At 69.0% G+C, this 24,951-nt stretch carries 20 protein-coding genes; 12 read left to right on the forward strand and 8 right to left on the reverse strand.

Going from position 1 to position 24,951, the window contains the following annotated elements:
• Nucleotides 1-8: 8 nt before the first annotated feature.
• Nucleotides 9-2,090 carry an excinuclease ABC subunit UvrB gene (uvrB, locus tag J5V96_RS12940; RefSeq protein WP_208500091.1) on the forward strand — a complete coding sequence of 694 codons (2,082 nt, stop codon included), beginning with the start codon at nucleotides 9-11 and terminating at the stop codon, nucleotides 2,088-2,090.
• A 27-nt stretch (nucleotides 2,091-2,117) separates the two neighbouring features.
• Here the strand turns inward: uvrB and J5V96_RS12945 are convergent, their stop codons facing one another.
• Nucleotides 2,118-4,262, reverse strand: a complete 2,145-nt coding sequence (locus J5V96_RS12945; protein ID WP_208500092.1) for a catalase — start codon at nucleotides 4,260-4,262, stop codon at nucleotides 2,118-2,120.
• Between the two features lie 93 nt (nucleotides 4,263-4,355).
• On the reverse strand, nucleotides 4,356-4,568 hold the full coding sequence (locus J5V96_RS12950) for a hypothetical protein (RefSeq protein WP_208500093.1): 213 nt from the start codon (nucleotides 4,566-4,568) through the stop codon (nucleotides 4,356-4,358).
• A gap of 43 nt (nucleotides 4,569-4,611) precedes the next feature.
• On the opposite strand from J5V96_RS12950, the gene J5V96_RS12955 reads away from it, so the two are divergent.
• The 11 genes from J5V96_RS12955 (at nucleotide 4,612) to J5V96_RS13005 (ending at nucleotide 16,753) form a co-directional block, all read left to right on the forward strand.
• The gene (locus J5V96_RS12955) at nucleotides 4,612-5,058 is read left to right on the forward strand and encodes a MarR family winged helix-turn-helix transcriptional regulator (protein WP_307793335.1); all 447 of its coding nucleotides are present in this window, start codon (nucleotides 4,612-4,614) and stop codon (nucleotides 5,056-5,058) included.
• A 90-nt stretch (nucleotides 5,059-5,148) separates the two neighbouring features.
• The gene (uvrA, locus tag J5V96_RS12960; protein WP_208500095.1) at nucleotides 5,149-8,052 is read left to right on the forward strand and encodes an excinuclease ABC subunit UvrA; all 2,904 of its coding nucleotides are present in this window, start codon (nucleotides 5,149-5,151) and stop codon (nucleotides 8,050-8,052) included.
• Nucleotides 8,052-9,980: an excinuclease ABC subunit UvrC gene (uvrC, locus tag J5V96_RS12965; protein ID WP_208500096.1), complete on the forward strand. Its 1,929-nt coding sequence runs from the start codon at nucleotides 8,052-8,054 to the stop codon at nucleotides 9,978-9,980. Before uvrA ends, uvrC begins: the two co-directional genes overlap by 1 nt.
• Nucleotides 9,981-9,991: 11 nt before the next feature.
• Complete coding sequence (gene rapZ / locus J5V96_RS12970) at nucleotides 9,992-10,888, forward strand: RNase adapter RapZ (RefSeq protein WP_236014368.1); 897 nt, start codon at nucleotides 9,992-9,994, stop codon at nucleotides 10,886-10,888.
• 170 nt (nucleotides 10,889-11,058) lie between these two features.
• Nucleotides 11,059-12,030, forward strand: coding sequence for a DNA-binding protein WhiA (gene whiA, locus J5V96_RS12975; RefSeq protein ID WP_208500097.1), 972 nt, complete (start codon nucleotides 11,059-11,061; stop codon nucleotides 12,028-12,030).
• Between the two features lie 183 nt (nucleotides 12,031-12,213).
• A complete protein-coding gene (locus J5V96_RS12980; RefSeq protein ID WP_208500098.1) occupies nucleotides 12,214-12,840 on the forward strand; it encodes a superoxide dismutase in 627 nt (208 codons plus the stop codon).
• Nucleotides 12,841-12,936: 96 nt separating this feature from the next.
• The gene (gene gap / locus J5V96_RS12985) at nucleotides 12,937-13,944 is read left to right on the forward strand and encodes a type I glyceraldehyde-3-phosphate dehydrogenase (protein ID WP_208500099.1); all 1,008 of its coding nucleotides are present in this window, start codon (nucleotides 12,937-12,939) and stop codon (nucleotides 13,942-13,944) included.
• A gap of 102 nt (nucleotides 13,945-14,046) precedes the next feature.
• Nucleotides 14,047-15,258 (forward strand): phosphoglycerate kinase, encoded by a 1,212-nt coding sequence (locus tag J5V96_RS12990; RefSeq protein ID WP_208500100.1) that lies wholly within the window; start codon nucleotides 14,047-14,049, stop codon nucleotides 15,256-15,258.
• On the forward strand, nucleotides 15,252-16,040 hold the full coding sequence (tpiA, locus tag J5V96_RS12995; protein WP_208500101.1) for a triose-phosphate isomerase: 789 nt from the start codon (nucleotides 15,252-15,254) through the stop codon (nucleotides 16,038-16,040). Before J5V96_RS12990 ends, tpiA begins: the two co-directional genes overlap by 7 nt.
• A 109-nt stretch (nucleotides 16,041-16,149) precedes the next feature.
• A complete protein-coding gene (gene secG, locus J5V96_RS13000) occupies nucleotides 16,150-16,398 on the forward strand; it encodes a preprotein translocase subunit SecG (protein WP_208500102.1) in 249 nt (82 codons plus the stop codon).
• A 1-nt stretch (nucleotide 16,399) separates the two neighbouring features.
• Nucleotides 16,400-16,753, forward strand: a complete 354-nt coding sequence (locus J5V96_RS13005; protein WP_208500103.1) for an RNA polymerase-binding protein RbpA — start codon at nucleotides 16,400-16,402, stop codon at nucleotides 16,751-16,753.
• Between the two features lie 110 nt (nucleotides 16,754-16,863).
• Here J5V96_RS13005 and pgl read toward each other — a convergent pair whose 3' ends face one another.
• From pgl to tkt, 6 genes are read right to left on the reverse strand one after another with little or no spacing between them, the layout of a single operon-like run.
• Nucleotides 16,864-17,631 carry a 6-phosphogluconolactonase gene (gene pgl, locus J5V96_RS13010; RefSeq protein ID WP_208500104.1) on the reverse strand — a complete coding sequence of 256 codons (768 nt, stop codon included), beginning with the start codon at nucleotides 17,629-17,631 and terminating at the stop codon, nucleotides 16,864-16,866.
• A 1-nt stretch (nucleotide 17,632) separates the two neighbouring features.
• Nucleotides 17,633-18,571, reverse strand: coding sequence for a glucose-6-phosphate dehydrogenase assembly protein OpcA (locus tag J5V96_RS13015; RefSeq protein ID WP_208500105.1), 939 nt, complete (start codon nucleotides 18,569-18,571; stop codon nucleotides 17,633-17,635).
• Nucleotides 18,568-20,109: a glucose-6-phosphate dehydrogenase gene (zwf, locus tag J5V96_RS13020; protein WP_208500106.1), complete on the reverse strand. Its 1,542-nt coding sequence runs from the start codon at nucleotides 20,107-20,109 to the stop codon at nucleotides 18,568-18,570. Before zwf ends, J5V96_RS13015 begins: the two co-directional genes overlap by 4 nt.
• The gene (locus tag J5V96_RS13025; RefSeq protein WP_208500107.1) at nucleotides 20,106-21,719 is read right to left on the reverse strand and encodes a glucose-6-phosphate isomerase; all 1,614 of its coding nucleotides are present in this window, start codon (nucleotides 21,717-21,719) and stop codon (nucleotides 20,106-20,108) included. Before J5V96_RS13025 ends, zwf begins: the two co-directional genes overlap by 4 nt.
• A complete protein-coding gene (gene tal, locus J5V96_RS13030; protein ID WP_208500108.1) occupies nucleotides 21,716-22,837 on the reverse strand; it encodes a transaldolase in 1,122 nt (373 codons plus the stop codon). Before tal ends, J5V96_RS13025 begins: the two co-directional genes overlap by 4 nt.
• Nucleotides 22,834-24,930, reverse strand: a complete 2,097-nt coding sequence (gene tkt, locus J5V96_RS13035) for a transketolase (RefSeq protein ID WP_208500109.1) — start codon at nucleotides 24,928-24,930, stop codon at nucleotides 22,834-22,836. Before tkt ends, tal begins: the two co-directional genes overlap by 4 nt.
• Nucleotides 24,931-24,951: the final 21 nt, after the last annotated feature.

Consider the following 24,951-nt stretch of genomic DNA (forward strand, 5'->3'; position numbering starts at 1 on the left):
CTGGAATCATGCAGACGACCCGAAGCGTGCGCCCGTTCGAGGTGGTCAGCGAGTACATGCCGTCCGGCGACCAGCCGAAGGCGATCGCCGAGCTCGCGGCCCGCATCAACGCGGGAGAGACCGACGTCGTGCTGCTCGGCGCCACCGGCACCGGCAAGTCCGCGACCACGGCCTGGCTCATCGAGCAGGTGCAGCGCCCCACGCTCGTGATGGCCCACAACAAGACTCTCGCGGCCCAGCTGGCGAATGAGTTCCGTGACCTGCTGCCGAACAACGCGGTCGAGTACTTCGTGTCGTACTACGACTACTACCAGCCCGAGGCATACGTCCCGCAGACCGACACCTTCATCGAGAAGGACTCCTCGATCAACGCCGAGGTCGAGCGCCTCCGGCACTCCACCACGAACTCTCTGCTCTCGCGCCGCGACGTGGTCGTGGTGTCCACCGTCTCCTGCATCTATGGCCTCGGTTCCCCCGAGGAGTATCTGCGCGCCCTCGTCGCGCTGCAGGTGGGCGAGCGCTACGACCGTGACGCCCTCATCCGGCAGTTCATCGGCATGCAGTACAACCGCAACGATGTCGACTTCTCCCGCGGCAACTTCCGCGTGCGCGGCGACACGATCGAGATCATCCCGGTCTATGAAGAGCATGCGATCCGCATCGAGCTGTTCGGCGACGAGATCGAGGCGCTCTACAAGCTGCATCCGCTGACGGGCGAGGTGCTCGAGAAGCTCGACGCCATCGCGATCTTCCCCGCCACGCACTACGCGGCCGGCACCGAGACCGTGCAGCGCGCCATCAAGACCATCGAGCTCGAGCTCGAGGAGCGCCTCGCCGAGTTCGAGCGCCAGGGCAAGCTGCTCGAGGCCCAGCGCCTGCGCATGCGCACCACCTTCGATCTCGAGATGCTGCAGCAGCTCGGCTTCTGCTCCGGCATCGAGAACTATTCGCGCCACCTCGACGGACGCGCCCCCGGCGCTCCGCCGCACACCCTGCTCGACTTCTTCCCGGACGACTTCCTCCTCGTGATCGACGAGTCGCATGTCACGGTGCCGCAGATCGGCGCCATGTACGAGGGTGACGCCTCGCGCAAGCGCACGCTCGTCGAGCACGGCTTCCGCCTTCCGAGTGCGATGGACAACCGCCCGCTGCGCTGGGACGAGTTCAAGAACCGCATCGGGCAGACGGTCTACCTGTCGGCGACGCCCGGCAAGTACGAGATGGGCATCGCCGACGGCGTGGTCGAGCAGATCATCCGCCCGACCGGCCTCATCGACCCGGAAATCGTCGTCAAGCCGTCCAAGGGCCAGATCGACGACCTGCTCGAGGAGATCCGCGTGCGCGTCGAGCGCGACGAGCGCGTGCTGGTCACAACACTCACCAAGAAGATGGCGGAGGAGCTCACCGACTTCCTCGGCGAGCACGGCGTGCATGTGCGCTACCTGCACTCGGATGTCGACACCCTGCGTCGAGTCGAGCTGCTCACCGAGCTGCGCCAGGGCGTCTATGACGTGCTCGTCGGTATCAACCTCCTGCGCGAGGGCCTCGACCTGCCCGAGGTCTCACTCGTGGCGATCCTCGACGCCGACAAGGAGGGCTTCCTCCGGTCGGGCACGTCGCTCATCCAGACCATCGGACGCGCGGCCCGCAACGTGTCGGGTCAGGTGCACATGTACGCCGACACCATGACCGACTCGATGACGAAGGCGATCGAGGAGACCGAGCGACGCCGCGAGATCCAGATCGCCTACAACAAGGCGAACGGGATCGACCCCACCCCGCTGCGCAAGAAGATCGCCGACATCACCGATCAGCTCGCGCGCGAGGGCGCCGACACCGACGAACTGCTCTCCAAGCGCGATGCCGCTCGCACCAAGAGCGGCAAGGGCCGCACGCCCACGCCGATCCGCAAGCGCGAAGGGCTGGCCGCCGAGGGCGCGCAGCAGCTCGAGCAGACGATCGCCGATCTCACGGGGCAGATGCTCGCGGCGGCCGATGAGCTGAAGTTCGAGCTCGCCGCCCGGCTGCGCGACGAGGTGCAGGATCTCAAGCGCGAGCTTCGCCAGATGGAGAAGGCCGGGCACGCATAGCGCGCCCGGCCCTCTCGGTCGCTCGGCTCAGACGGGCAGCAGCTCCATCCGCTGCCAGACGCGGTGAGCCCCCAGCAGATCGAGCAGCTGAGTCACGGCCTCGGCCGCGTCCCCGGTGGCGATTCCCGGAGCGGCGAGGTCGATGTCGGCGTCCTCGAGCATCGGCGAGGCGGCGGGCGCGGCGGCGATCACCTTGCCGTGACGGAACAGCTCATCGAGCATCCGCAGAGTGCGGGGATCCTTCGACGGACCGAGCGCGAGCAGCGCGTCCAGCTCGATGCTCGCCGCGGTCTGAGCGGAGCGCTGCACCGGCTGCCCGTGCAGCATGCCGCCGTGCGGTGCGATGAGCAGCGGCACGGTGCCGGCCGCGTGCAGAGCCTTGCGCACCGCGATCAGCTCAGCCGAATCGGCGCTCTCGTCCGCCAGGATGCCCACGACGCGACCCGAGACCGGCCACGTCTCGCCGACCTGGCGGAGAGCCGGGCTCGGCTCCACGTCGGCGATGTCCACGGTCGGGGCGGGCGCAGGCAGGCCCAGCGCCTCGGCCACCTGCGCGCAGAGGTCCTCGTCGATGTTGGCCAGCGCCGCCAGCTGGCGCTCTTTGATCGCCTGCTCGTAGCACTTGCCGAGCTCGAACGAGTAGGCCTCGATCACGTGGCGCTGCTCGATCGGCGTGAGCGAGCGGTAGAACAGCGTCGCTTGCGAGAAGTGGTCGTCGAAGCTGGCGGGCTTCGTGCGCTCCTTCACCGACTCGGCCACCGCCGCCGGCACCTCCACGAAACCGCCGAGATCCGCGCCCGCGAGGAACGGGCATCCGCCGTCCAGGGAGTTCGGGTGGTAGGGCGCGACACCGCGGTGCACGGCCGTCTGGTGCATGCCGTCGCGCAGCATGTCGTTCACGTCCGCGTGCGGGCGGTTGATCGGGATCTGCGCGAAGTTCGGCCCACCCAGGCGCGAGATCTGCGTGTCGAGGTACGAGAACAGCCGCCCCTGCAGCAGCGGGTCGTTCGTCACGTCGATGCCCGGCACGAGGTGACCGGGGTGGAAGGCGACCTGCTCGGTCTCGGCGAAGAAGTTCGACGGGTTGGACGTGAGCGTCATGGTGCCGACCACCTGCAGTGGGGCGAGCTCCTCCGGGACGAACTTCGTCGGATCCAGCAGATCGATGCCCTCGAAGGTCTCCTCCGGCGTGTCCGGGAACACCTGGAGCGCGAGGTCCCACTCGGGCAGCGCCCCGGATTCGATGGCGTCGGCGAGATCGCGTCGGTGGAAGTCCGGATCCTTGCCGCCCGCGAGCTGCGCCTCCTCCCACGTGAGCGAGTGCGTGCCGAGGCGCGGACGCCAGTGGATCTTCGCCAGGACGGTCTCGCCCGCCTCGTTCTCGAGACGGAACGTGTGCACGCCGAAGCCCTGCATCATGCGGTACGAGCGGGGGAGCGCCCGGTCCGACATGTTCCACATCGCGTGAGCCTGCGCCTCGGTGTGCAGCGACACGAAGTCCCAGAAGGTGTCGTGCGCCGACTGCGCCTGCGGGATCTCGCGATCCGGGTGCGGCTTGCCCGCGTGGATGATGTCGGGGAACTTGATCGCGTCCTGGATGAAGAACACCGGGATGTTGTTGCCGACGAGGTCGTACACGCCCTCGTGCGTGTAGAACTTCGTCGCGAAGCCGCGGGTGTCGCGCGCGGTGTCAAGCGAACCACGCGAGCCGAGCACGGTCGAGAACCGCACGAACGTGCGTGTGCGGGCGCCCGCCTGGAGGAACGCCGCCTTGGTCACCGAGGCGGCGGCGCCGTTCGCGACGAACTCGCCGTGTGCCGCGGCGCCGCGCGCGTGCACAACGCGCTCGGGGATGCGCTCGTGGTCGAAGTGCGTGATCTTCTCGCGCAGGTGGTGGTCCTGGAGGAGCACCGGACCGCGGGGACCGGCCTTCAGCGAGTGATCGGTGTCGGGGAGACGTGCGCCCTGCGCGGTCGTGAGATACGCGCCCTGCTGTGCCACCGTGCCGCCCGGCAGATCGGTCGCGGCGCCCGTGGGCGTGCGGACCTCGGGGCCGTCCTGATCCGGCTTCGGGGGCAGCGGCCGGCGCGGCGCCGTCGGCTCCTCCAGCGTCGGAGGAACCGGGCTGGGGGAGCCGGGGATCGGGATGTCGTTCTCGCGTGCAGATGCCATGAGGCCTCTCCCTCGTCGTCGTCAGCGGATGCGGCGACGATAAGTCGGGCACGGTGCGCGAGCCGAGAGGGTTGACGTGAGAGGGGAGCGGGCCTAAGCGCTCGGGCAGTGCAGCGTGCCGTCGGCGTCCTCGCGATGGGCGTCACGGCGGAGGCCGCAGTGCGCGCAGGCATCGCCGTCGCGGTTGCGGGGCAGGTTCGGGCTCACCTGCGGCGGGCCGGCGAGGCGGATGAGGGTTTTGTTGAGCCACAGGTACAGCCCGCCCGCCTCTCGGATGCGGGTACCCAGCGGGGTCTTCTCCGTCATAACCCTTAGTGTACTAAATAGCCCGATGTGTGAGACTGGACGAGTGCTCGATCCTGATGACGATCTGCTGAGGCTGGAGAACCAGCTCTGCTTCGCGATCGTGACGGCGGCGCGCAATGTCGTCTCGATCTATCGGCCCGTGCTCGACCCGCTCGGGCTCACCCATCCCCAGTACCTGGTGATGCTGGCCCTCTGGGAGCAGTCGCCCCGCACTCTCGGCGAGATCGCGGAAGAACTGGCCTTCGACCCGGCGACCGCGTCGCCGCTCGTCAAGCGCCTCGAGGCTCAGGGCTTGGTGACCCGCAGCCGCCGACCCGATGACGAGCGCCGTCTCGACATCGAGCTCACCGAGTCGGGCCGCGCACTGCGTGAGCGCGCACTGAGCGTTCCGCTGCAGATCATGGAGCGCGTGGGCATGACCCCCGACGAGGTGGCGTCCCTGCGTGACGCGCTCAAGCCGTTCTCGGGTCGCATCGACAAGTCCCTCTGAGCGGGTCTCCCGCCTGGGATTCCCCTCCGGATCGGCGCCGGATCTTCGAACAAAGATCCAACTGTCGGTGGCCCCGCCTAGACTGGACGGGTGCCGATCGTCCCCGTCTCCAGCCCCGGAAAGATCAGTGTGCGCGGTGCCCGCGTGCACAATCTGAAGAACGTCGACCTCGAGATCCCACGTGACTCCATGGTGGTGTTCACCGGTCTCTCCGGGTCGGGAAAGTCGAGCCTCGCGTTCGACACGATCTTCGCCGAGGGCCAGCGCCGCTATGTCGAGTCGCTCAGTGCCTACGCCCGTCAGTTCCTCGGCCAGGTCGACCGCCCCGACGTCGACTTCATCGAGGGCCTGAGCCCCGCGGTCTCGATCGACCAGAAGTCGACCAACCGCAACCCGCGCTCGACCGTCGGCACGATCACCGAGATCTACGACTACATGCGCCTTCTCTGGGCGCGCATCGGCGTGCCGCACTGTCCCCAGTGCGGGGAGCGCATCCAGCGGCAGACGGTGCAGCAGATCGCGGATCAGCTCAACGATCTGCCCGAGGGCACTCGGTACCAGGTCGTCGCCCCCGTCGTCAGCCAGAAGAAGGGCGAGTTCGTCGACCTCTTCAAGGAGCTCGGCGCCAAGGGCTACTCGCGAGCCATCGTCGACGGCGATCTCATCCAGCTCGCCGAGCCGCCCGTGCTGAAGAAGAGCTACAAGCACGACATCTCGGTCGTCATCGACCGCCTCGTCTCGCGCGAGAACATGCTCGGACGCATCACCGACTCGGTCGAGACGGCGCTCGGACTGGCGGGCGGGGTCCTCCAGGTGAACTTCGTCGACGAAGAGGGCGACGACGCCTGGCAGTCGTTCTCGGAGAAGCTCTCGTGCCCGAACGGGCACGCGCTGCAGCTGACGGAGATCGAACCGCGCACCTTCTCGTTCAACGCCCCCTTCGGGGCCTGTCCGGCGTGCTCCGGTCTCGGGACGCGCATGTCGGTCGATGTCGAGCTCATGCTCGGCGACGAGGAGCTCTCGATCCGCGAGGGCGTCATCGTGCCCTGGACCACCCAGGGCAAGGGCCTGTTCCAGTACTACGAGCGCCTGCTGGTCGGGTTGGCGCACGACCTCAACTTCTCGCTCGACACCCCCTGGCGCGCGCTTCCTCAGGATGTCAAGGACGCGGTGCTGCACGGCGAGGGCTACAACGTCAACGTCCGCTACAAGAACCGCTGGGGCCGCGAGGTGCGGTACGCCAGCGGCTTCGAGGGCGTCGTCCCGTACATCGAGCGGCAGTGGTCGCAGGCCGAGAGCGATGCCCAGCGCCAGCGGTGGTCCGAGTATCTCCGTGAGGTCCCGTGCCCCGTCTGCGATGGCGATCGCCTCAAGCCCGAGGTTCTGGCCGTGAAGGTGCACGATCGCTCGATCGCGGATGTCTCGCACCTCAGCCTCGAAGACGCCCGCGGGTTCATGGATCTCCTGACGCTCACTGATCGCGAGGCGCACATCGCCGCGCAGGTGCTGCGCGAGATCCGCGTGCGCCTCGACTTCCTCATCCGGGTGGGACTGAACTACCTCACGCTCAGCCGGGCTGCGGGTTCGCTCTCGGGCGGCGAAGCCCAGCGCATCCGCCTCGCCACGCAGATCGGCACCGGCCTGACGGGCGTGCTGTATGTGCTCGACGAGCCGTCGATCGGCCTGCACCAGCGTGACAACCGTCGCCTGATCGAGACGCTCGTCACGCTGCGCGACCTCGGCAACACCCTCGTTGTCGTGGAGCATGACGAGGAGACCATCGAGGCCGCCGACTGGATCGTCGACATCGGTCCGGGCGCCGGTGAGGGCGGCGGTGCCGTTGTGCACTCCGGGCCCTACGCCGAGCTGCTCGCCGACACCGCGTCGATCACCGGCGACTACCTCGCCAAGCGCCGTGAGATCCCGACGCCGCAGAAGCGTCGCAAGATCGATCGCAAGCGCATGGTCTCGGTCGTGGGCGCGCGCGAGAACAACCTGCGCGATGTCACGGCCGACTTCCCGCTGGGTGTGCTCACCGCCGTCACCGGCGTGAGCGGATCCGGCAAGTCCACGCTGGTCAACGACATCCTGTACGAGGTGCTGGCCACGCGTCTCAACGGCGCGCGCCGCGTTGCCGGCAAGCACACGCGCGTGACGGGCCTCGAGCACCTCGACAAGGTCGTCCACGTCGACCAGGCGCCCATCGGGCGCACCCCTCGTTCGAACCCCGCCACCTACACCGGAGTGTTCGACCGCATCCGCAACCTCTTCGCCGAGACCCCCGAGGCGAAGGTGCGCGGATACCAGGCCGGCCGTTTCAGCTTCAACGTCAAGGGTGGACGCTGCGAGGCGTGCTCGGGCGACGGAACCCTGAAGATCGAGATGAACTTCCTGCCCGACGTCTACGTCGACTGCGAGGTCTGTCACGGCAAGCGGTACAACCGCGACACCCTGCAGGTGCACTACAAGGGCAAGAACATCGCCGAGGTGCTGGAGATGTCCATCGCCGAGGCCGCCGAGTTCTTCGAGCCGATCCAGGCGATCCATCGCTACATGAAGACGCTCGTCGATGTGGGGCTCGGCTATGTGCGACTCGGTCAGTCGGCGACGACGCTCTCGGGTGGCGAGGCGCAGCGCGTCAAGCTCGCAACCGAGCTCCAGCGTCGCAGCAACGGGCGCAGCATCTACGTGCTCGATGAGCCCACCACCGGTCTGCACTTCGAGGATGTCCGCCGCCTGCTCGAGGTGCTCAACAGCCTCGTCGAGAAGGGCAACACCGTGATCGTCATCGAGCACAACCTCGACGTCATCAAGTCGGCTGACTGGATCATCGACCTCGGCCCGGAGGGCGGCTCCGGAGGCGGGCAGATCATCGCCACCGGCACGCCCGAGCAGGTGGCGACCGTCGACGGCAGCCACACCGGCGAGTTCCTGTCCGAGGTGCTGGGCCTGCGGGCGAGGGAGTCCAAGGCCACGGCCCGCAAGGCGGGTTGATGGCACAGCAGCTCGCGTACAAGCCGAGAGCGGGGGAGATCCCGACCAATCCCGGCGTGTACCGCTTCCGCGACGCCAACGGGCGGGTGCTCTACGTCGGCAAGGCGAAGAACCTGCGCCAGCGGCTGTCGAACTACTTCGCGCCGCTGCACACCCTGCACGAGCGCACGCGCCGGATGGTCACGACCGCGTCGTCGGTCGAGTGGACCGTTGTGCCGACGGACGTCGATTCCCTGCAGCTCGAGTACCAGTGGATCAAGGAGTTCGATCCGCCCTTCAACGTCCGCTACAAGGACGACAAGTCGTACCCGTTTATGGCGATCACCCTGGCTGATGAGGCGCCGCGTGTGATCGTCACACGCAACCACCGCATTCCGGGCGCCAAGTACTTCGGGCCGTACCCGAAGGTCTGGGCGGTGCACGACACCATCGACCTGATGGTGAAGGTGTTCCCGATCCGCACCTGCAGTGACGCCTCCTACAAGCGCGCCATGCAGACCGGGCGCCCCTGCTTTCCCGGTCAGATCGGCAAGTGCGGCGGCCCCTGCTCGCACAAGGTGACGATCGAGGAGCACCGCGCGATCGTCGACGACTTCATCGCGTTTATGCAGGGCGGGGACGAGCGCTTCACTCGTGACCTGACTGCGCGCATGAAGGCGGCCGCCGCCGCGATGGACTACGAGCAGGCCGCGATCCTGCGCGACCGGCTGACCTCGATCGAGGCGGTGCTCAACAAGAGCGCGCTCGTGCTGCCGGCAAACGAGGATGCGGATCTGTTCGGCATCGCCGAGGACGAGCTCTCGGCCGCCGTGCAGCATTTCGTCATCCGCGGAGGGCGCGTGCGCGGCGTCAGCTCGACGACCATCGACAAGGAACTCGACATCTCCGGTGGGGATCTCGTCGACCAGATCCTCCAGCGTGAGTACGGCGACGCCGCCCCCGCCGACGTCCCGCGCCGCGTCCTCGTCCCGGTCCTTCCCCCGGATGCCGCCGATCTGGAGCTGTGGCTGCGCGAGCGCCGGGGCAAGGCGGTCGAGATCGCTGTCGCGCAGCGGGGCCAGCGCGCCGAGCTGCTGCGCAACGCCACGCTCAACGCGCAGCAGGCGCTGCTGCGGCACAAGATGCGCCGTACGAGCGACTACGTCGCGCGCACCCAGGCGCTCAGCGACCTGCAGGAGGCGCTCGGCATGACCGAGGCACCCCTGCGCATCGAGTGCTTCGACATCTCGCACCTCCAGGGCACCAACGTCGTGGGCTCCATGGTGGTCTTCGAAGACGGCCTGCCCCGCAAGGATCAGTACCGGTCCTTCTCGATCGCGCACACGACGGATGACACCGACTCGATCCACCAGGTGCTGACCCGGCGGCTCGCGCATCTCGATCGCATCGAGGACGCCCCGGATCCGGGTCCCGACGTGACCGACCCGGATGCCATCGTCGAGACCGAGACGAAGAGGCGGCGCCGCTTCGCCTATCCGCCGCAGCTGCTGATCGTCGACGGCGGCCGGCCGCAGGTCGAGGCCGCGGCGCGCGCGCTCGCGGATGCGGGACACGAGGAGATCGCGCTGTGCGGCATCGCCAAGCGCCTCGAGGAGATCTGGCTGCCGGGGGACGACTATCCGGTGATCCTTCCGCGCACGAGCGAGGCGCTGTACCTGGTACAGCGTCTGCGTGACGAGGCGCACCGCTTCGCCATCTCGCACCAGCGTCGCAAGCGCAAGCGCGACATCCGCAGTGTGCTCACCGAGATCCCCGGTCTGGGGGAGGCACGCATCAAGGCCCTCCTGCGCCACTTCGGGTCGGTCTCCGCGCTGCGCTCGGCCACCCAGGAGCAGATCGCCGAGCTGCCCGGCATCGGACCGAAACTCGCCGCCACCATCTTCGAGCACCTCCGAGATGACGCGCGGGAAGCCGCCGCCACCGCATAGGCTTGTAATCGATGATCGGCGAGGAGCAGGCAACGGAACCGGCGACCCGCATGGGCGAGGTGCTCATCGTGACGGGCATGTCCGGCGCGGGCCGGTCCACGGTGGCGAACGCGCTCGAGGACCTCGACTGGTACGTAGTCGACAATCTCCCGCCCCAGATGCTGCGGCCGCTGCTCGATCTCTCGGGACGCCTGGGCGATCATCTTCCCCGCGTCGCGGCGGTGGTCGACGTGCGGGGCCGTGATCTGTTCGCGGAGCTGCCCGCGGAGGCGCAGGCGATCCGTGACGGCAACAACCTGCGGGTGGTCTTCCTCGACGCCTCCGACGACGTGCTCGTGCAGCGCTTCGAGTCGGTGCGCCGACCGCATCCGCTGCAGGGCAACGGAACCCTCGTCGACGGCATCCGCCGCGAGCGGGAGATGCTCGCGCCCCTTCGCGAGAGCGCAGACCTGGTCATCGACACCTCGCGCTTCAACATCCACCAGCTGGCCACGCGGGTGGGCGAGCTGTTCGCCGACGCCGACACCCCGGCGCACATCGTCACGCTGCAGAGCTTCGGGTTCAAGTACGGCGTGCCCACCGATGCGGACATCGTCGCCGACATGCGGTTCCTCCCGAACCCGTTCTGGATCGACGAGCTGCGCGGGCACACGGGCGAGGACGCGGAGGTGTCTCGTTACGTGCTCAAGCAGGAGGGCGCGGCCGAGTTCCTCGAGGCCTACGCCGCCGCGCTCAAGCCCGTGCTCGCCGGCTATCAGCGCGAGAACAAGCGCCACTCGACCGTGGCGATCGGATGCACCGGCGGCAAGCACCGCTCGGTTGCGATGACGATCGCCCTCGCCGAGCGGCTGAAGGATGTTCCCGGCGTCGCCGTGCGCCTGCGTCACCGCGATCTCGGCCGCGAGTAGCCGGATCTGGCTCCACCGAGGCGGGTGCGCCCATCCGGTGAACAAGAGGCGCTCCTAGCGCCCCTGGCTGTGAAGTCGCCCCCGGTCTCCGAGCGCCGCACGGACCTCGCCAGGTAGGCTTTCTCTTCGCGCCGGGCATGGCGCGCGCAGTTTTCGAAGTAGGGAGCACGGTGTCTCTGACCGCCGATGTCAAGGCCGAACTGACCGCCATCCGGGACCCGCGACCGACGGTGCGCGTCGCCGAGCTGACCGCTCTTCTGCGGTTCGCGGGCGGCCTCCACTCCATCGCGGGACGTGTGGCGGTCGAGGCCGAGGTCGACACCCCCGACCTCGCGCGCCGCACCGCGCGCGACATCGCCGAGATCTACGGCGTGCGTCCCGAGCTCGCCCGCATCCAGGGCTCCGGCAGCCGCGAGGGCGAGTACTTCGCCGTGCGCGTCGTCGACGGCGGCGAGACGCTGGCGCGTCAGACGGGCCTCCTTGACATCCGCCGCCGCCCCGTGCGCGGTCTGCCGAACAAGCTCACCACCGGCTCGCGCGACGACCTCGCGGCGGTCTGGCGCGGCGCGTTCCTCGCCTCCGGCAGCCTCTCTGAGCCCGGTCGGTCGGCCTCCCTCGAGATCGCCTGCCCGACGGGCGAAGCGGGCATGGCGCTGGTCGGCGCCGCCCACCGCATCGGCGTCGCCGCGAAGGCCCGCGAGGTGCGCGGCGTCCCGCGCGTGGTCATCCGCGAGGCCGAGGCCATCCGCGGAATGCTGCTCGCCATCGGCGCCGTTCAGACCGCGGCCGAGTGGGACCAGCTCCGCCAGCGCCGCGAGGTGCGCGCGGGCGTGAACCGCCTCGTCAACTTCGACGACGCCAACCTGCGCCGTTCGGCGCAGGCCGCGGTCGCCGCGTGCGCACGTGTCGAGCGCGCCCTGGAGATCCTCGGCGAGGATGTGCCGGCTCACCTCAAGCAGGCCGGAGAGCTCCGTCTCGCGCACCGCGACGCGAGCCTCGACGAGCTCGGCCACCACGCCGAGCCGCCGCTCACCAAGGACGCCGTGGCGGGACGCATCCGCCGGCTCCTCGCGATGGCCGACAAGCGCGCCGAGCAGGATGGCGTGCCCGGCACCGAGTCCGCCGTGCCCGCGGGCTCCTGAACCACCGCACCTCTGCTTCGCGCGCCGCCCCGGCCGATCCGAACGGATCAGCCGGGGCGGTTCGCGTAAAGGGGCGTCCAGAGGCTTCCCAGGCTCACTAGGATGAAGAGGGTCCGGTCCCGTCGTGCGCGACGCGGACGTTCACCTCGGAGCGCCGCTTCCGGCGCGGATGGGAAACATCGCATGGCTGTCTACACCCTCCCCGATCTGCCCTACGACTACGCGGCGCTCGAGCCGCACATCAGCGGCAAGATCATGGAGCTGCACCACGACAAGCACCACGCCGCCTACGTGGCCGGCGCCAACACGGCGCTCGAGCAGCTCGGCGCCGCGCGTGAGAGCGGTGACTTCGCGAACATCAACAAGCTCGAGAAGGACCTCGCGTTCCACCTCGGCGGTCACACCAACCACACCATCTTCTGGAACAACCTCTCGCCGAACGGCGGGGGAGAGCCCGAGGGTGAGCTCGCCGCCGCGATCGCCGACCAGTTCGGATCGTTCGCCGCCTTCCAGGCGCACTTCGCCGCCGTCGCCAACGGCATCCAGGGATCCGGCTGGTCCGTCCTCGCCTGGGACGCCATCGGCCAGCGCCTCTCGATCTTCCAGCTCTTCGACCAGCAGGCCAACGTCCCGCTCGGTGTGACGCCCCTGCTGATGCTCGACATGTGGGAGCACGCGTTCTACCTCGACTACCTCAACGTGAAGGCCGAGTACGTCAAGGCGTTCTGGAACATCGCCAACTGGGCTGACGTCGCCGCCCGCTTCGACGCCGCCCGCACCAAGACCGCCGGCCTTCTCATCGCCGGCTGACAGACGGTCCGGATCCCGGCGGGGTGCGTGCCCGCCGGGATCCACCGTCATCCACAAACCGCGCGCGTCGCGCGCATGAGATACAGGAGTCCATCAGTGACTGTCAGGATCGGAATCAACGGCTTCGGCCGCATCGGCCGCAACTTCGTCCGCGCCGCGCTCTCGCAGGGCGCCGACATCGAGATCGTCGGTGTCAACGACCTCACCGACAACAAGGCGCTCGCGCAGCTGCTCAAGTTCGACTCGGTGGGCGGCCCGCTGGGCAAGGACGTCACCTTCGACGAGCAGTCGATCACGGTCGACGGCAAGGTCATCAAGGCCTTCGCCGAGCGCGACCCGAAGGCCCTGCCGTGGGGCGAGATCGGCGCCGACATCGTCATCGAGTCGACCGGTCGCTTCACCAAGCCGGAGGACGCCTCGGCTCACCTGTCCGGTGGTGCCAAGAAGGTCATCATCTCGGCTCCCGCCTCGGGCCCGGCTCCGACGTTCGTGATGGGCGTGAACGAGGAGAAGTACAACGCCGAGACCGACCACGTCATCTCGAACGCCTCGTGCACGACCAACGCCCTGGCCCCGCTGGCCAAGGTCTTCAGCGACGCTTTCGGCATCGAGCGCGGCTTCATGATGACGGCGCACGCCTACACGGCCGACCAGAACCTGCAGGACGGCCCGCACAGCGACCTGCGTCGCGCCCGCGCCGCCGCCGTCAACATCGTTCCGGCCTCGACCGGTGCCGCCAAGGCCATCGGCCTGGTGCTGCCCGAGCTGAACGGCAAGCTCTCCGGCTCGTCCTACCGCGTGCCGGTGCCCACGGGCTCGATCGTCGACCTGACGATCATCACCAAGGACGGCCTGACCGTCGACGAGATCAACGCCGCCTACCAGGCCGCCGCCTCCGAGGGGCGCCTCAACGGCATCCTGCAGTTCTCGACCGACCCGCTGGTCTCGAGCGACATCCAGCTCAACCAGCACTCGTCGATCTTCGACTCGGGCCTGACCAACGTCGACGGCAACCTCGTCAAGGTCTCGTCCTGGTACGACAACGAGTGGGGCTACTCGAACCGCCTCGTCGACCTCGCCGCGTACGTGGGCGGCCAGCTCTGAGCTGAGCCCGTCACCTGACGACGTCTCGAAGGCCCGTCGATCCCGCGTCATGCGGAGTCGGCGGGCCTTCAGCGTTCCCCCAGGGTTGGTAGAGTCGAACCGATGTCTCTTCGAACTCTCGACTCCCTCGGTTCGGTCGCCGGCAAGCGCGTCATCGTGCGCTGCGACCTCAACGTCCCCCTGAAGGACGGATCCATCACGGACGACGGCCGCGTGCGCGCCTCGCTCCCGACCCTCAACGCCCTGATCAACGCCGGCGCACGCGTCGTTGTGGTCTCGCACCTCGGTCGCCCCGAGGGTGCGCCCGACGCGAAGTACAGCCTCGAGCCCGTGGCGCAGCGCTTGTCCGAGCTGCTCGGCAAGCCCGTCTCCTTCGCTCGTGACACCGTCGGCGAGTCGGCTCAGGAGGCCGTGGCCGCGCTCGAGGACGGCGACATCGCGGTGCTCGAGAACCTGCGCTTCAACCCGGGCGAGACCGCGAAGGACGACGCGGCGCGCGGCGCATTCGCCGCTCAGCTGGCCGAGCTCGGCGATGTGCTCGTCTCCGACGGCTTCGGTGTTGTGCACCGCAAGCAGGCGAGCGTGTACGACCTCGCGAAGCTCGTTCCGAGCGCCGCCGGTCTGCTCATCGCGACCGAGCTCGACGTGCTCGACCGCCTCACCGAGACTCCGGAGCGCCCGTACACCGTCGTCCTCGGTGGATCGAAGGTCTCCGACAAGCTCGGCGTCATCGATCATCTGCTCCCGCGCGTCGACCGCATCCTCATCGGCGGCGGGATGCTCTTCACCTTCCTCGCGGCGCAGGGTCACAAGGTGGGCTCGAGCCTGCTCGAGGCCGACCAGATCGACACCGCCAAGGCGTACATCGCCACCGCCGCCGAGAAGGGCGTCGAGCTCGTGCTGCCGACCGACATCGTGGTGGCGTCGAAGTTCGGCGCCGACGCGGAGCACGTCGTGACGGCCGCCGACGCCATCGAGGACACGCCGTTCGGCGCCTCGGGCCTCGGTCTCGACATCGGCCCCGCGTCGGCCGCGACGTTCGCGGAGGCCATCCGCGCGTCGAAGACCGTCTTCTGGAACGGGCCCATGGGTGTGTTCGAGCTGGCCCCGTTCGCGGCCGGCACCAAGGCCGTGGCCGCTGCTCTCACCGACGTCGACGGCCTGAGCGTCGTCGGCGGCGGCGACTCGGCCGCGGCCGTCCGCATCCTCGGTTTCGAGGACTCCGCTTTCGGTCACATCTCGACCGGTGGCGGCGCAAGCCTCGAGTTCCTCGAGGGCAAGAAGCTCCCCGGACTGGAGGTCCTCGGATGGTGACCAACCGCACCCCCCTCATCGCGGGCAACTGGAAGATGAACCTCGACCACCTGCAGGCGGTGGCGTTCGTCCAGAAGCTCCATTGGACGCTGAAGGACGCCAAGCACGAGGACGGCTCGGTGGAGGTCGCGGTGTTCCCGCCGTTCACCGACCTCCGCAGCGTTCAGACGCTCATCGACGCCGACAAGATCCCGTTCGCTCTGGGTGCGCAGGATCTCTCGGTGCACGACTCGGGCGCGTACACCGGCGAGGTGTCGGGTGCCTTCCTGAAGCGTCTCGACGTCAGCCAGGTGATCATCGGCCACTCCGAGCGCCGCGAGTACCACAACGAGGGCGACGACATCGTCGCGGCGAAGGTGAAGGCCGCGCTGAAGAACGAGCTCGTGCCGGTCATCTGCGTGGGCGAGACCGCCGAGGACCTCGAGAAGCACGGCGCCAGCGCGGTGCCGGTCGGGCAGCTCGAGATCGCCCTCGAGGGCGTGGCATCCGATGCCGACATCGTTGTGGCCTATGAGCCTGTCTGGGCCATCGGCTCCGGCCAGGCCGCGACGCCGGAGCAGGCCCAGGAGGTCTGCGCGAAGCTGCGCGAGGTCATCAAGGCGAAGCTCGGCGACGACGCGGCCGCGCGCACGCGCGTGCTGTACGGCGGCTCGGTGAAGTCGGCGAACATCGCCAGCTTCATGCGTCAGCCCGACGTCGACGGAGCGCTCGTGGGCGGCGCGAGCCTGGTCGCCGAGGAGTTCGCGGCCATCATCCGCTACCAGAAGCACGTGGGCGTCTGACGCACCGCGGTATCTGCCCCGCCGCGTGAGCCTCGGCTCCGCGGCGGGGCACCCACTTATACTGGAGTCTCGTGCCGGCGTTCTTCGCCGCACTCACGAAAGGTTCTCCGTGCAGATCATCGAATTCATCTTGCAGGTGCTGCTGGGCATCACCAGCCTGCTCCTCACGCTGCTGATCCTGCTCCACAAGGGTCGTGGTGGCGGTCTGTCGGACATGTTCGGCGGCGGAATGTCGCAGGCGATGGGCTCTTCCGGCCTCGCCGAGCGCAACCTGAACATCATCACGATCGTGCTGGCGCTCGTGTGGTTCTTCTCGATCGTGGGCCTCGGCCTCGTCACGAAGTTCCAGGTGATCTGACGTGGCCGTCGGCGGAAACGCGATCCGGGGCACGCGTGTCGGATCCGGCCCCATGGGCGAGCAGGATCACGGTCACCACACCGAGCGCATCGCGGTGAGCTACTGGGACGGCCTCGGCAACGAGACGGTCCGCTACTACGCGGCCGGCCTGCCGGAGGAGGAGATCCCCGAGATCGTCGATCACCCGCACTCCGGTCTTCCCGCGGGTCGCGACAAGGACAACCCTCCGGCGGTCGCGAAGAACGAGCCCTACAAGACGCACCTCGCGTACGTGAAGGAGCGTCGCACCGACGGCGAGGCAGAGGAGCTGCTCGAAGAGGCACTCCAGAAGCTCCGCGAGAAGCGCGGCCAGTAGGTCGACCCGCGCGGCTTCGCCGCCGTCGCGTATCGACTCGCTTCATACATCGCTTCACACAAGAGAGCCCCTGCCGATCGGCAGGGGCTCTCTTGTGTTCGACGTGCGTGTCAGTAGTCCGGATCGATCAGATCGTCCGGAACGTCTGCGGCAGCGGCCTGATCCACGAACACGACGGTGTCGGCCGTTCCTTCGGCCCCCGCCGCCGGCACCGCGGTGGGCGCCGCACCCGCGAGCATCAGCCCGAGGGCGGAGGCCTTGTCGGCCCCCGCAACGACCATCCAGATGTCCGCCGAGGCGTTGATGACGGGGAGGGTGAACGTCACCCGCTCGGGCGGCGGCTTCGGGGACTGCCTCACGGGCAGCACCGACCCGTCCGTCACGAGCACCTCGTCGCGATCGGGGAACAGCGACGCGATGTGACCGTCCGGTCCGACGCCCAGGAAGCAGACGTCGAACGCCGGCCACGGGCGGCCCTCGACGCCGAAGCGAGCGAGCTCCGCCGCGTAGGCCGCTGCCGCCTCATCGAGCGACAGCTCGTCGTCCGACGCGGCGGGCTCGTGGATGTTCTCCGACGGGATGGCGATTCGATCCAGCAGCGCCGTCCGCGCCTGGCCGGCGTTGCGCTCGGCGTCCGCGCGGGGCACGAAGCGCTCATCGCTCCACCAGAAGTGCACCAGCGACCAGTCGATGTTCGCGGCCCAGCCGTGCTGCGCCACGGCGGCGAGCACGGCCGAACCCATCGAACCACCGGTGAGGGAGACGTGGACCGTCCTGCCCTCCTGCGTCAGCTGGGCGAGGCGTCCGACGAACCGATTCGCCACACCTTCGGCGAGCTGGACCTTGTCGGGCAGCACGACCACGCGACGATCGGTCATGTCAGACCGACGCCTTCGGCTCGGCCAGACGCGACCAGCCCTCGCTGATCACGCGGCCATAGAGCGTGTCGGGATCGAGCCGACGCAGCTCCTCCGCGAGGCACTCGCGCAGCGAGCGCCTCGGCAGGTGCAGCTCGTGGTGGGGCTGGCCCGGTTGGGTCAGCCGCGCGGTGGCCTCGTCGGAGCGCTCGAGCAGGATGTCTCCGCTCGCGCGCGTGAGGCGCACCGAGTGGATGCCGTGGTCCCACACCGAGGGCTCCTCGTACTGCCAGTCGACCGGCAGCTCCAGAGCAAGGCCCAGCCAGGCGGCCAGCAGCGCGGTCGACGGGGACGTCGAGGCGCCGCGAACCGTGACGGCGGTGACGGGCTCGTACGGCGGCTGATCCAGCACCGCAGCGAGCTGCTCACGCCAGTGCGTCAGACGCGTCCACGCCAGGTCGGTGTCGCCGGGGGTGTAGGTGCCCTCGAGCTTCGCGAGCAGCTCGGACGGCTCCGGGGCCGTCGAGGAGTCGGTGATGCGACGCTGGGCGATGCGGCCGAGTGCGGATGCGCCCGGGTTCTCGGGGGCATCGCTCGGCCACCAGGCGACGACCGGGGCATCGGGCAGAAGGAGGCCGGTCAGGAGCGTGAGCTCGTTGCCTGCAGCCTTTCCCGTGGCCTCGAGGATGATGACCTCGGACGCGCCCGCATCGGATCCGACGCGGATCTGGGCGTCGAGACGCGCCTCGCCCGCCGTGTCCGTGACGAGCACGATGACACGCATCGGGTGCTCACGCGACGCGTCGTTGGCCGCCTCGATCGCCGCCTCCTCGAAGCCCTTGTCCGACTTGATGACGAGGGTGAGCACACGACCGAGGGCGACCGCGCCGCCCTCTTCACGCGTGTTGACGAGCTGGCGGGCCACCTTGCTGACGGTGGTGTCGGGCAGATCGATGATCACGGGCGCCTCCAGACGCGGCCGTCGCGGGCAAGGAGCTCATCGGCCGAGGGCGGGCCCCACGAACCGGGGTCGTACTGCTCGAGCGGTCCACCCTGCTCCGCCCAGAACTTCTCGACGGGGTCGAGGATCTGCCACGACAGGTCGACCTCCTCGTGACGCGGGAAGAGCGGCGGGTCGCCGAGCAGGACATCCAGGATCAGACGCTCATAGGCCTCGGGGCTCGCCTCGGTGAAGGCGTGGCCGTAGCCGAAGTCCATGGTCACATCGCGCACCTGCGTGCCGTACCCCGGCACCTTCGAGCCGAAGCGGATCGTCACGCCCTCATCGGGCTGGACGCGGATCACGAGGGCGTTCTGTCCGAGCTCCGAGGTCTGACCGAAGAGGTGCTCGGGGGCCTTCTTGAACACCACGGCGATCTCGGTCACACGACGGCCGAGGCGCTTGCCCGACCGCACGTAGAACGGCACACCCGCCCAGCGGCGCGTGTTGATCTCGAGCTTGATCGCGGCGTACGTCTCCGTCGTCGACTGCGGGTTCATCCCGTCCTCGTCGAGGAAGCCGATGACCTCCTCGCCGCCCTGCCAGCCGCCCGCGTACTGACCGCGGGCTGTCGCGACCGACAGATCCTCGGGCAGCGTGACGGCGGCGAGCACCTTCTCCTTCTCGGCACGGAGGTGATCCGCGGAGAGACTGATGGGCTCCTCCATCGCCGTGAGGGCGAGGAGCTGCAGGAGGTGGTTCTGAATGACATCGCGGGCAGCGCCCACGCCGTCGTAGTAGCCCGCGCGACCACCCACGCCGATGTCCTCGGCCATGGTGATCTGCACGTGGTCGACGTAGTTGCGGTTCCAGATCGGCTCGTACAGCTCGTTCGCGAAGCGCAGGGCCAGGATGTTCTGGACCGTCTCCTTGCCGAGGTAGTGGTCGATCCGGAAGATCGCGTCGGCCGGGAAGGCGGCCTCGAGCGCGTTGTTCAGCTCGCGCGCCGTGGCCTGGTCGTTTCCGAACGGCTTCTCGATCACCACACGACGCCAGCGGTCGTCGTCCGCGTTGTCGTCCACCAGTCCCGAGTCCAGCAGCTGCTGAGCCACGACGGGGAACGCCTTCGGCGGGATCGACAGGTAGAACGCGTGGTTGCCCATCGTGCCGCGTTCGACATCCAGGCGGTCGACGGTCTCGCGCAGCCGGCGGAAGGCCTGCGGGTCGTCGAACTCGCCCTGCACGAACCGGATGCCCTGCTGCAGCTGCTGCCAGGTCTCCTCGCGGAACTCGGTGCGTGCGTACTGCTTCACGGCATCCCGGACGACCTCGGCGAAGTCCTGGTCCTCCCAGTCGCGACGCGCGAAGCCGACGAGCGCGAAGCCCGGCGGAAGCAGGCCGCGGTTGGCGAGGTCGTAGACGGCCGGCATCAGCTTCTTGCGGGAGAGGTCACCCGTCACGCCGAAGATCACGAGGGCACTGGGCCCCGCGATCCGGTTCAGTCGACGGTCGGCGGGGTCGCGCAGGGGGTTGACTCCCCGCGCGACCTCGACCGTCACTGTGCCGCCTCGAAGAGCGCGAGGACCTCGGTCTGCGGGTCCGTGAGCGTGAGCGTCACGACCGGGCGGCCGGCAGCGCTGAGCACGGCGGCATCACCGGCGGCCTGAGCCTCGATGAGCTGGCCGAACGTGAAGGGACGCTCCGGGATCTCGACGTCCACCTCCGTGCGCTCCGTGATCTGGAGGAACACACCCTGCGCCGGACCGCCCTTGTGATACTGACCGGTCGAGTGCAGGAAGCGCGGTCCCCAGCCGAACGTGGTGGGGCGACCGGAGTCGGCGGCGACCATCTCACGAAGACCCTGCAGCTGCGGGATCTCGAGCCGGTCGACGTAGGCCTGGATCGACACGTAGCCGTTGTCGGCCAGCGTCGCCCAGAGCGCGTCGAGCACACCCTGGATCGTGCCGCTGGCGGCGAGGGCGGGATCGCTCACGCGCACCTCGACGCCCTCCTCGACGAAGGCCGGAGCCGTGGGCTCCGGACGCGCGTCCAGCAGGCCGCGCGCGGCCACCTTGGCCGACTCGACGTCGGGCTGGTCGAACGGGTTGATGCCGAGCAGGCGGCCGGCGATCGCCGTCGCGTACTCCCACACCACGAACTGAGCGCCCAGCGAGCCGCTGACGAGGATCTCACCCGGGTGGCGGTGCGCGACCTCTTCGGCGTCGTCGACGATGCGGACGATCTGCAGGTCGGCCGGCTTCGACTCGAGCTCGGGGGAGACCGGCAGCAGGACGACGGGCAGGATGCCCGTGCCGAGCTTGCCGGTCGACTCCGCGATGAGCTGCTCGATCCAGTCCGGCAGACCCTGGATGTGGGTGCCGTCCTCGATCAGGCCGAGCTTGTCGCGACGACCCGCGCCGTCCGGCGTCTTCGACGCGGCGATGGCCGCAGCGAGGACGAGGGCCGGGTTCTCGGGGGCGTCGATGGCGACCTCGAGGAGCGAGGCCTCCGCCTCGTCCAGGAGCTCGTCGATGTCGACGCCCGAGAGGCCCGACGGCACCAGGCCGAAGGCGGTGAGGGCCGAGTAGCGGCCGCCCACGTTGGGGTCGGCGTTGAAGACGCGGTAGCCCGCCTCGCGCGCCGACGCATCGAGCGGGGAGCCCGGGTCGGTGACGACGATGATGCGCTCGGTGGGGTCGATGCCCAGGTCGGTGAACGCCGCCTCGAACGCACGACGGTGCGAATCGGTCTCGACCGTGGAGCCCGACTTCGACGACACCACGAGCGCGGTGCGCGCGAGGTCGCCGTTCAGGGCCGCGAGGATCTGGCCGGGTGCGGTCGAGTCGAGGATCGTCAGGTCGACGCCCGCGGTGCGGGTGATGACTTCGGGCGCGAGCGACGAGCCGCCCATGCCGCCCAGCACGAACCGGTCGACGCCCTTCGCCTTGAGCTTGTCGCGCAGCGCGACGATCTCGGCGACCAGCGGACGGGACACCGAGACCGCCTGGATCCAGCCGAGGCGGATCGACGCCTCGGACTCGGCCTCAGGGCCCCACAGCGTGGAGTCGAGGTTCGTCAGGCTCGACGCGACGAGGTCGCCGATCAGGACGGGCAGCTGCTCCGCGACCGCGGCCTCGGGAGCGCCCGAGACCCGGATCGAGAAGGTCATGCCTGGGTTCCCTTCGCACTCTCGAGTGCGCTGGCGACCGTCGCCTGAAGGTCGTGCCACGAGGCGATGAACTTCGACACACCCTCGTCCTCGAGCGTCTGGGTGACGTCGGTGAAGTCGATGCCGAGGTCGGCGAGCTTGGCGAAGAGCTCGTGCGCCTCGCCATAGGCGCCGGTCACGGTGTCGCCCTCGACGACGCCGTGGTCGAACGTGGCGTCGAGCGTCTTCTCCGGCATGGTGTTGACCGTGCCGGCGGCGGCGAGGCCGGTGACGTAGAGCGTGTCGGGCAGCGACGGGTCCTTGACGCCCGTCGAGGCCCACAGCGGACGCTGCACGTTGGCGCCGGCGGCGATCAGGTCGGTCGCGCGCGACTCGGCGAAGCGCTGCTCGTAGAGCTCGTAGGCGAGTCGCGCGTTGGCGAGGCCGGCCTTCGAGGTGAGGGCCTTGGCCTCGTCGGTGCCGAGCGCCAGGAGGCGCTTGTCGACCTCCGTGTCGACGCGCGACACGAAGAACGAGGCGACCGAGTGGATCTTCGACAGGTCGATGCCTGCATCGCGGGCCTGCTCGAGACCGGCGAGGTAGGCGTCGATGACCTCCGAGTAGCGCTCGAGCGAGAAGATCAGCGTGACGTTGACGCTGATCCCGGCACCGATGACCGCGGTGATCGCCGGGAGACCGGCCTTCGTCGCGGGGATCTTGATGAGCACGTTCTCGCGGTCGACCTCGGCGTGCAGCTCCTTCGCCTGGGCGATGGTGGCCTCGGTGTCGTGGGCGAGGTCGGGGGAGACCTCGATCGACACACGGCCGTCGACGCCGCCCGTGGCGTCGTAGATCGGGCGGAAGATGTCGCAGGCGTCGCGGACGTCGGCGGTGGTGATCGCGAAGATCGCGTCGTCGGCGGTCGCACCCTTGGCTGCCTGTGCGGCCACGGAGTCCTCATAGCCGATGTGCGCGGTGATGGCGCCCTGGAAGATCGTCGGGTTGGTGGTGACACCGGTGACGTTCTTCTCGGCGATCAGCTGAGCGAGGTTGCCCGAGGTGATGCGGGTGCGGGACAGGTCGTCGAGCCAGATGCTGACGCCGAGGGCGGACAGCTCTGCGGTGGGGGTGGTGCTCATGCGTTCTCCTTGATGGTCTCGCGAGCCGCGGCGACCACGGCCTCGGCGGTGAAGCCGAACTTCTCGAACAGGGTCTTGTAGTCGGCGGAGGCGCCGAAGTGGTCGATCGCGATGGAGCGTCCCTTGTCGCCGGCCACGGCGTGCCACGACAGAGCCGAACCGGCCTCGACGGTGACGCGCGCGGTGACGGCGGCGGGGATGACCGACTCGCGGTACGCCTCGTCCTGCTCGGCGAACCACTCGAGCGAGGGCACCGAGACGACGCGGGCGTTGATGCCCTCGGCGGCCAGGGTCTCGCGCGCCGTGACGGCGAGCTGGACCTCGGAGCCCGTGGCGATGAGCAGCACGTCGGGCGTGCCGTTCGGGGCCTCGGCCAGCACGTAGGCGCCCTTGGCGGCGAGCTTGGCGGAGCCGAAGACCTCGCCCGAGGCCTCGCCCTCGCCGCGCGCGAACACCGGGATGTTCTGGCGCGTGAGCGCGATGCCGGCCGGGCCGCCCCGGCGCTTGAGCATCTCGAGCCACACGACCGCGGTCTCGTTGGCGTCCGCGGGGCGGACGATGGCGAGGTTCGGGATCGCGCGGAGCGTCGCGAGCTGCTCGATCGGCTGGTGCGTGGGGCCGTCCTCGCCGAGCGCGACCGAGTCGTGGGTCCAGACGAAGATCGTCGGGATGTCCATGAGCGCGGCCAGACGCACTGGGGGACGCATGTAGTCGCTGAAGATCAGGAACGTGCCGCCGAATGCGCGGGTCTTGCCGTGCAGGACGATGCCGTTGAGGATCGAGCCCATCGCGTGCTCGCGGATGCCGAAGTGCAGCACACGGCCGTACGGGCTGCCGCTCCACTCGTGCGTGGACCACTCGGCGGGGATGAACGACTTGGCGCCCTTGATGGTGGTGAGGTTCGACTCGGCGAGGTCGGCCGATCCGCCCCACAGCTCGGGGAGCTGCGCGGCGAGGGCGTTGATGACCGTGCCGGACGCGGCGCGGGTCGAGACGTCCTTGCCGGCCTCGAAGACCGGGAGAGCCGACTCGATGTCGGCGGGCAGCTCGCCCGCCTCGAGGCGGTCCCACAGCGCCTTGCGCTCGGGGTTCGCGGCGGCCCACGCGTCGAAGGACTTCTGCCACTCGGCCCGGACCTCCGCGGCACGCTCGGCGAGACCGCGGGTGTGCGCGATCACGTCGTCAGCGACGGCGAAGCTCTGCTCCGGGTCGAAGCCGAGCACCTGCTTGGTGGCGGCCAGCTCGTCGGCGCCGAGAGCGGAGCCGTGGATCTTGCCGGTGTTCTTCTTGTTGGGCGCCGGGTAGCCGATGACCGTCTTGAGGATGATCAGCGAGGGCTTCGACGTCTCGGCCTTCGCGGCCTCGATCGCGGCGTAGAGCGCGGGGACGTCCTCGACGTACTCGCCGGTCTGCTTCCAGTCGACGACCTGCACGTCCCACCCGTAGGCCTCGTAGCGGCCCTTGACGTCCTCGGTGAAGGCGACGTTGGTGTCGTCCTCGATCGAGATCTGGTTGGAGTCGTAGATCGCGATGAGGTTGCCCAGCTGCTGGTGGCCCGCGAGCGAACCGGCCTCGCTGGTGACGCCCTCCTGGAGGTCGCCGTCACCGGCGACGACGTAGACGTAGTGGTCGAACGGGCTCTCGCCCGCCGGGGCCTCGGGGTCGAACAGGCCGCGCTCGTAGCGGGCCGCGTAGGCGAAGCCCACGGCCGAGGCCAGACCCTGGCCGAGCGGTCCGGTCGTGATCTCCACGCCCTTGGTGTGGCCGTACTCCGGGTGCCCGGGCGTCAGCGAACCCCAGGTGCGAAGCGCCTTGAGGTCGTCGAGCTCGAGGCCGAAGCCGCCGAGGTAGAGCTGCACGTACTGCGTGAGCGACGAGTGTCCGGCAGACAGGATGAAGCGGTCGCGACCGGCCCAGTTCGTGTCCGTCGGGTCGTGGCGCAGCACGCGCTGGTACAGGAGGTACGCCGCGGGAGCGAGGCTCATCGCCGTTCCCGGGTGGCCGTTTCCGACCTTTTCCACGGCGTCCGCCGCAAGGACGCGGGCCGTGTCCACAGCGCGCTTGTCGATCTCATCCCAACGCAGTTCCGTCACCGGATCGCCTTTCAGTGGTGG

This window comes from Microbacterium stercoris (assembly GCF_017592545.1).
Taxonomy (GTDB): Bacteria; Actinomycetota; Actinomycetes; order Actinomycetales; family Microbacteriaceae; genus Microbacterium; species Microbacterium stercoris.

Bases quoted from the DNA above. Each gene is read 5' to 3' on its own strand.
- uvrB (WP_208500091.1), top strand. From the start codon at position 9: ATGCAGACGACCCGAAGCGTGCGCCCGTTCGAGGTGGTCAGCGAGTAC.
- J5V96_RS12945 (WP_208500092.1), bottom strand. From the start codon at position 4,262: ATGGCATCTGCACGCGAGAACGACATCCCGATCCCCGGCTCCCCCAGC.
- J5V96_RS12950 (WP_208500093.1), bottom strand. From the start codon at position 4,568: ATGACGGAGAAGACCCCGCTGGGTACCCGCATCCGAGAGGCGGGCGGG.
- uvrC (WP_208500096.1), top strand. From the start codon at position 8,052: ATGGCACAGCAGCTCGCGTACAAGCCGAGAGCGGGGGAGATCCCGACC.
- rapZ (WP_236014368.1), top strand. From the start codon at position 9,992: ATGATCGGCGAGGAGCAGGCAACGGAACCGGCGACCCGCATGGGCGAG.
- J5V96_RS12980 (WP_208500098.1), top strand. From the start codon at position 12,214: ATGGCTGTCTACACCCTCCCCGATCTGCCCTACGACTACGCGGCGCTC.
- J5V96_RS12990 (WP_208500100.1), top strand. From the start codon at position 14,047: ATGTCTCTTCGAACTCTCGACTCCCTCGGTTCGGTCGCCGGCAAGCGC.
- tpiA (WP_208500101.1), top strand. From the start codon at position 15,252: ATGGTGACCAACCGCACCCCCCTCATCGCGGGCAACTGGAAGATGAAC.
- pgl (WP_208500104.1), bottom strand. From the start codon at position 17,631: ATGACCGATCGTCGCGTGGTCGTGCTGCCCGACAAGGTCCAGCTCGCC.
- J5V96_RS13025 (WP_208500107.1), bottom strand. From the start codon at position 21,719: ATGACCTTCTCGATCCGGGTCTCGGGCGCTCCCGAGGCCGCGGTCGCG.
- tal (WP_208500108.1), bottom strand. From the start codon at position 22,837: ATGAGCACCACCCCCACCGCAGAGCTGTCCGCCCTCGGCGTCAGCATC.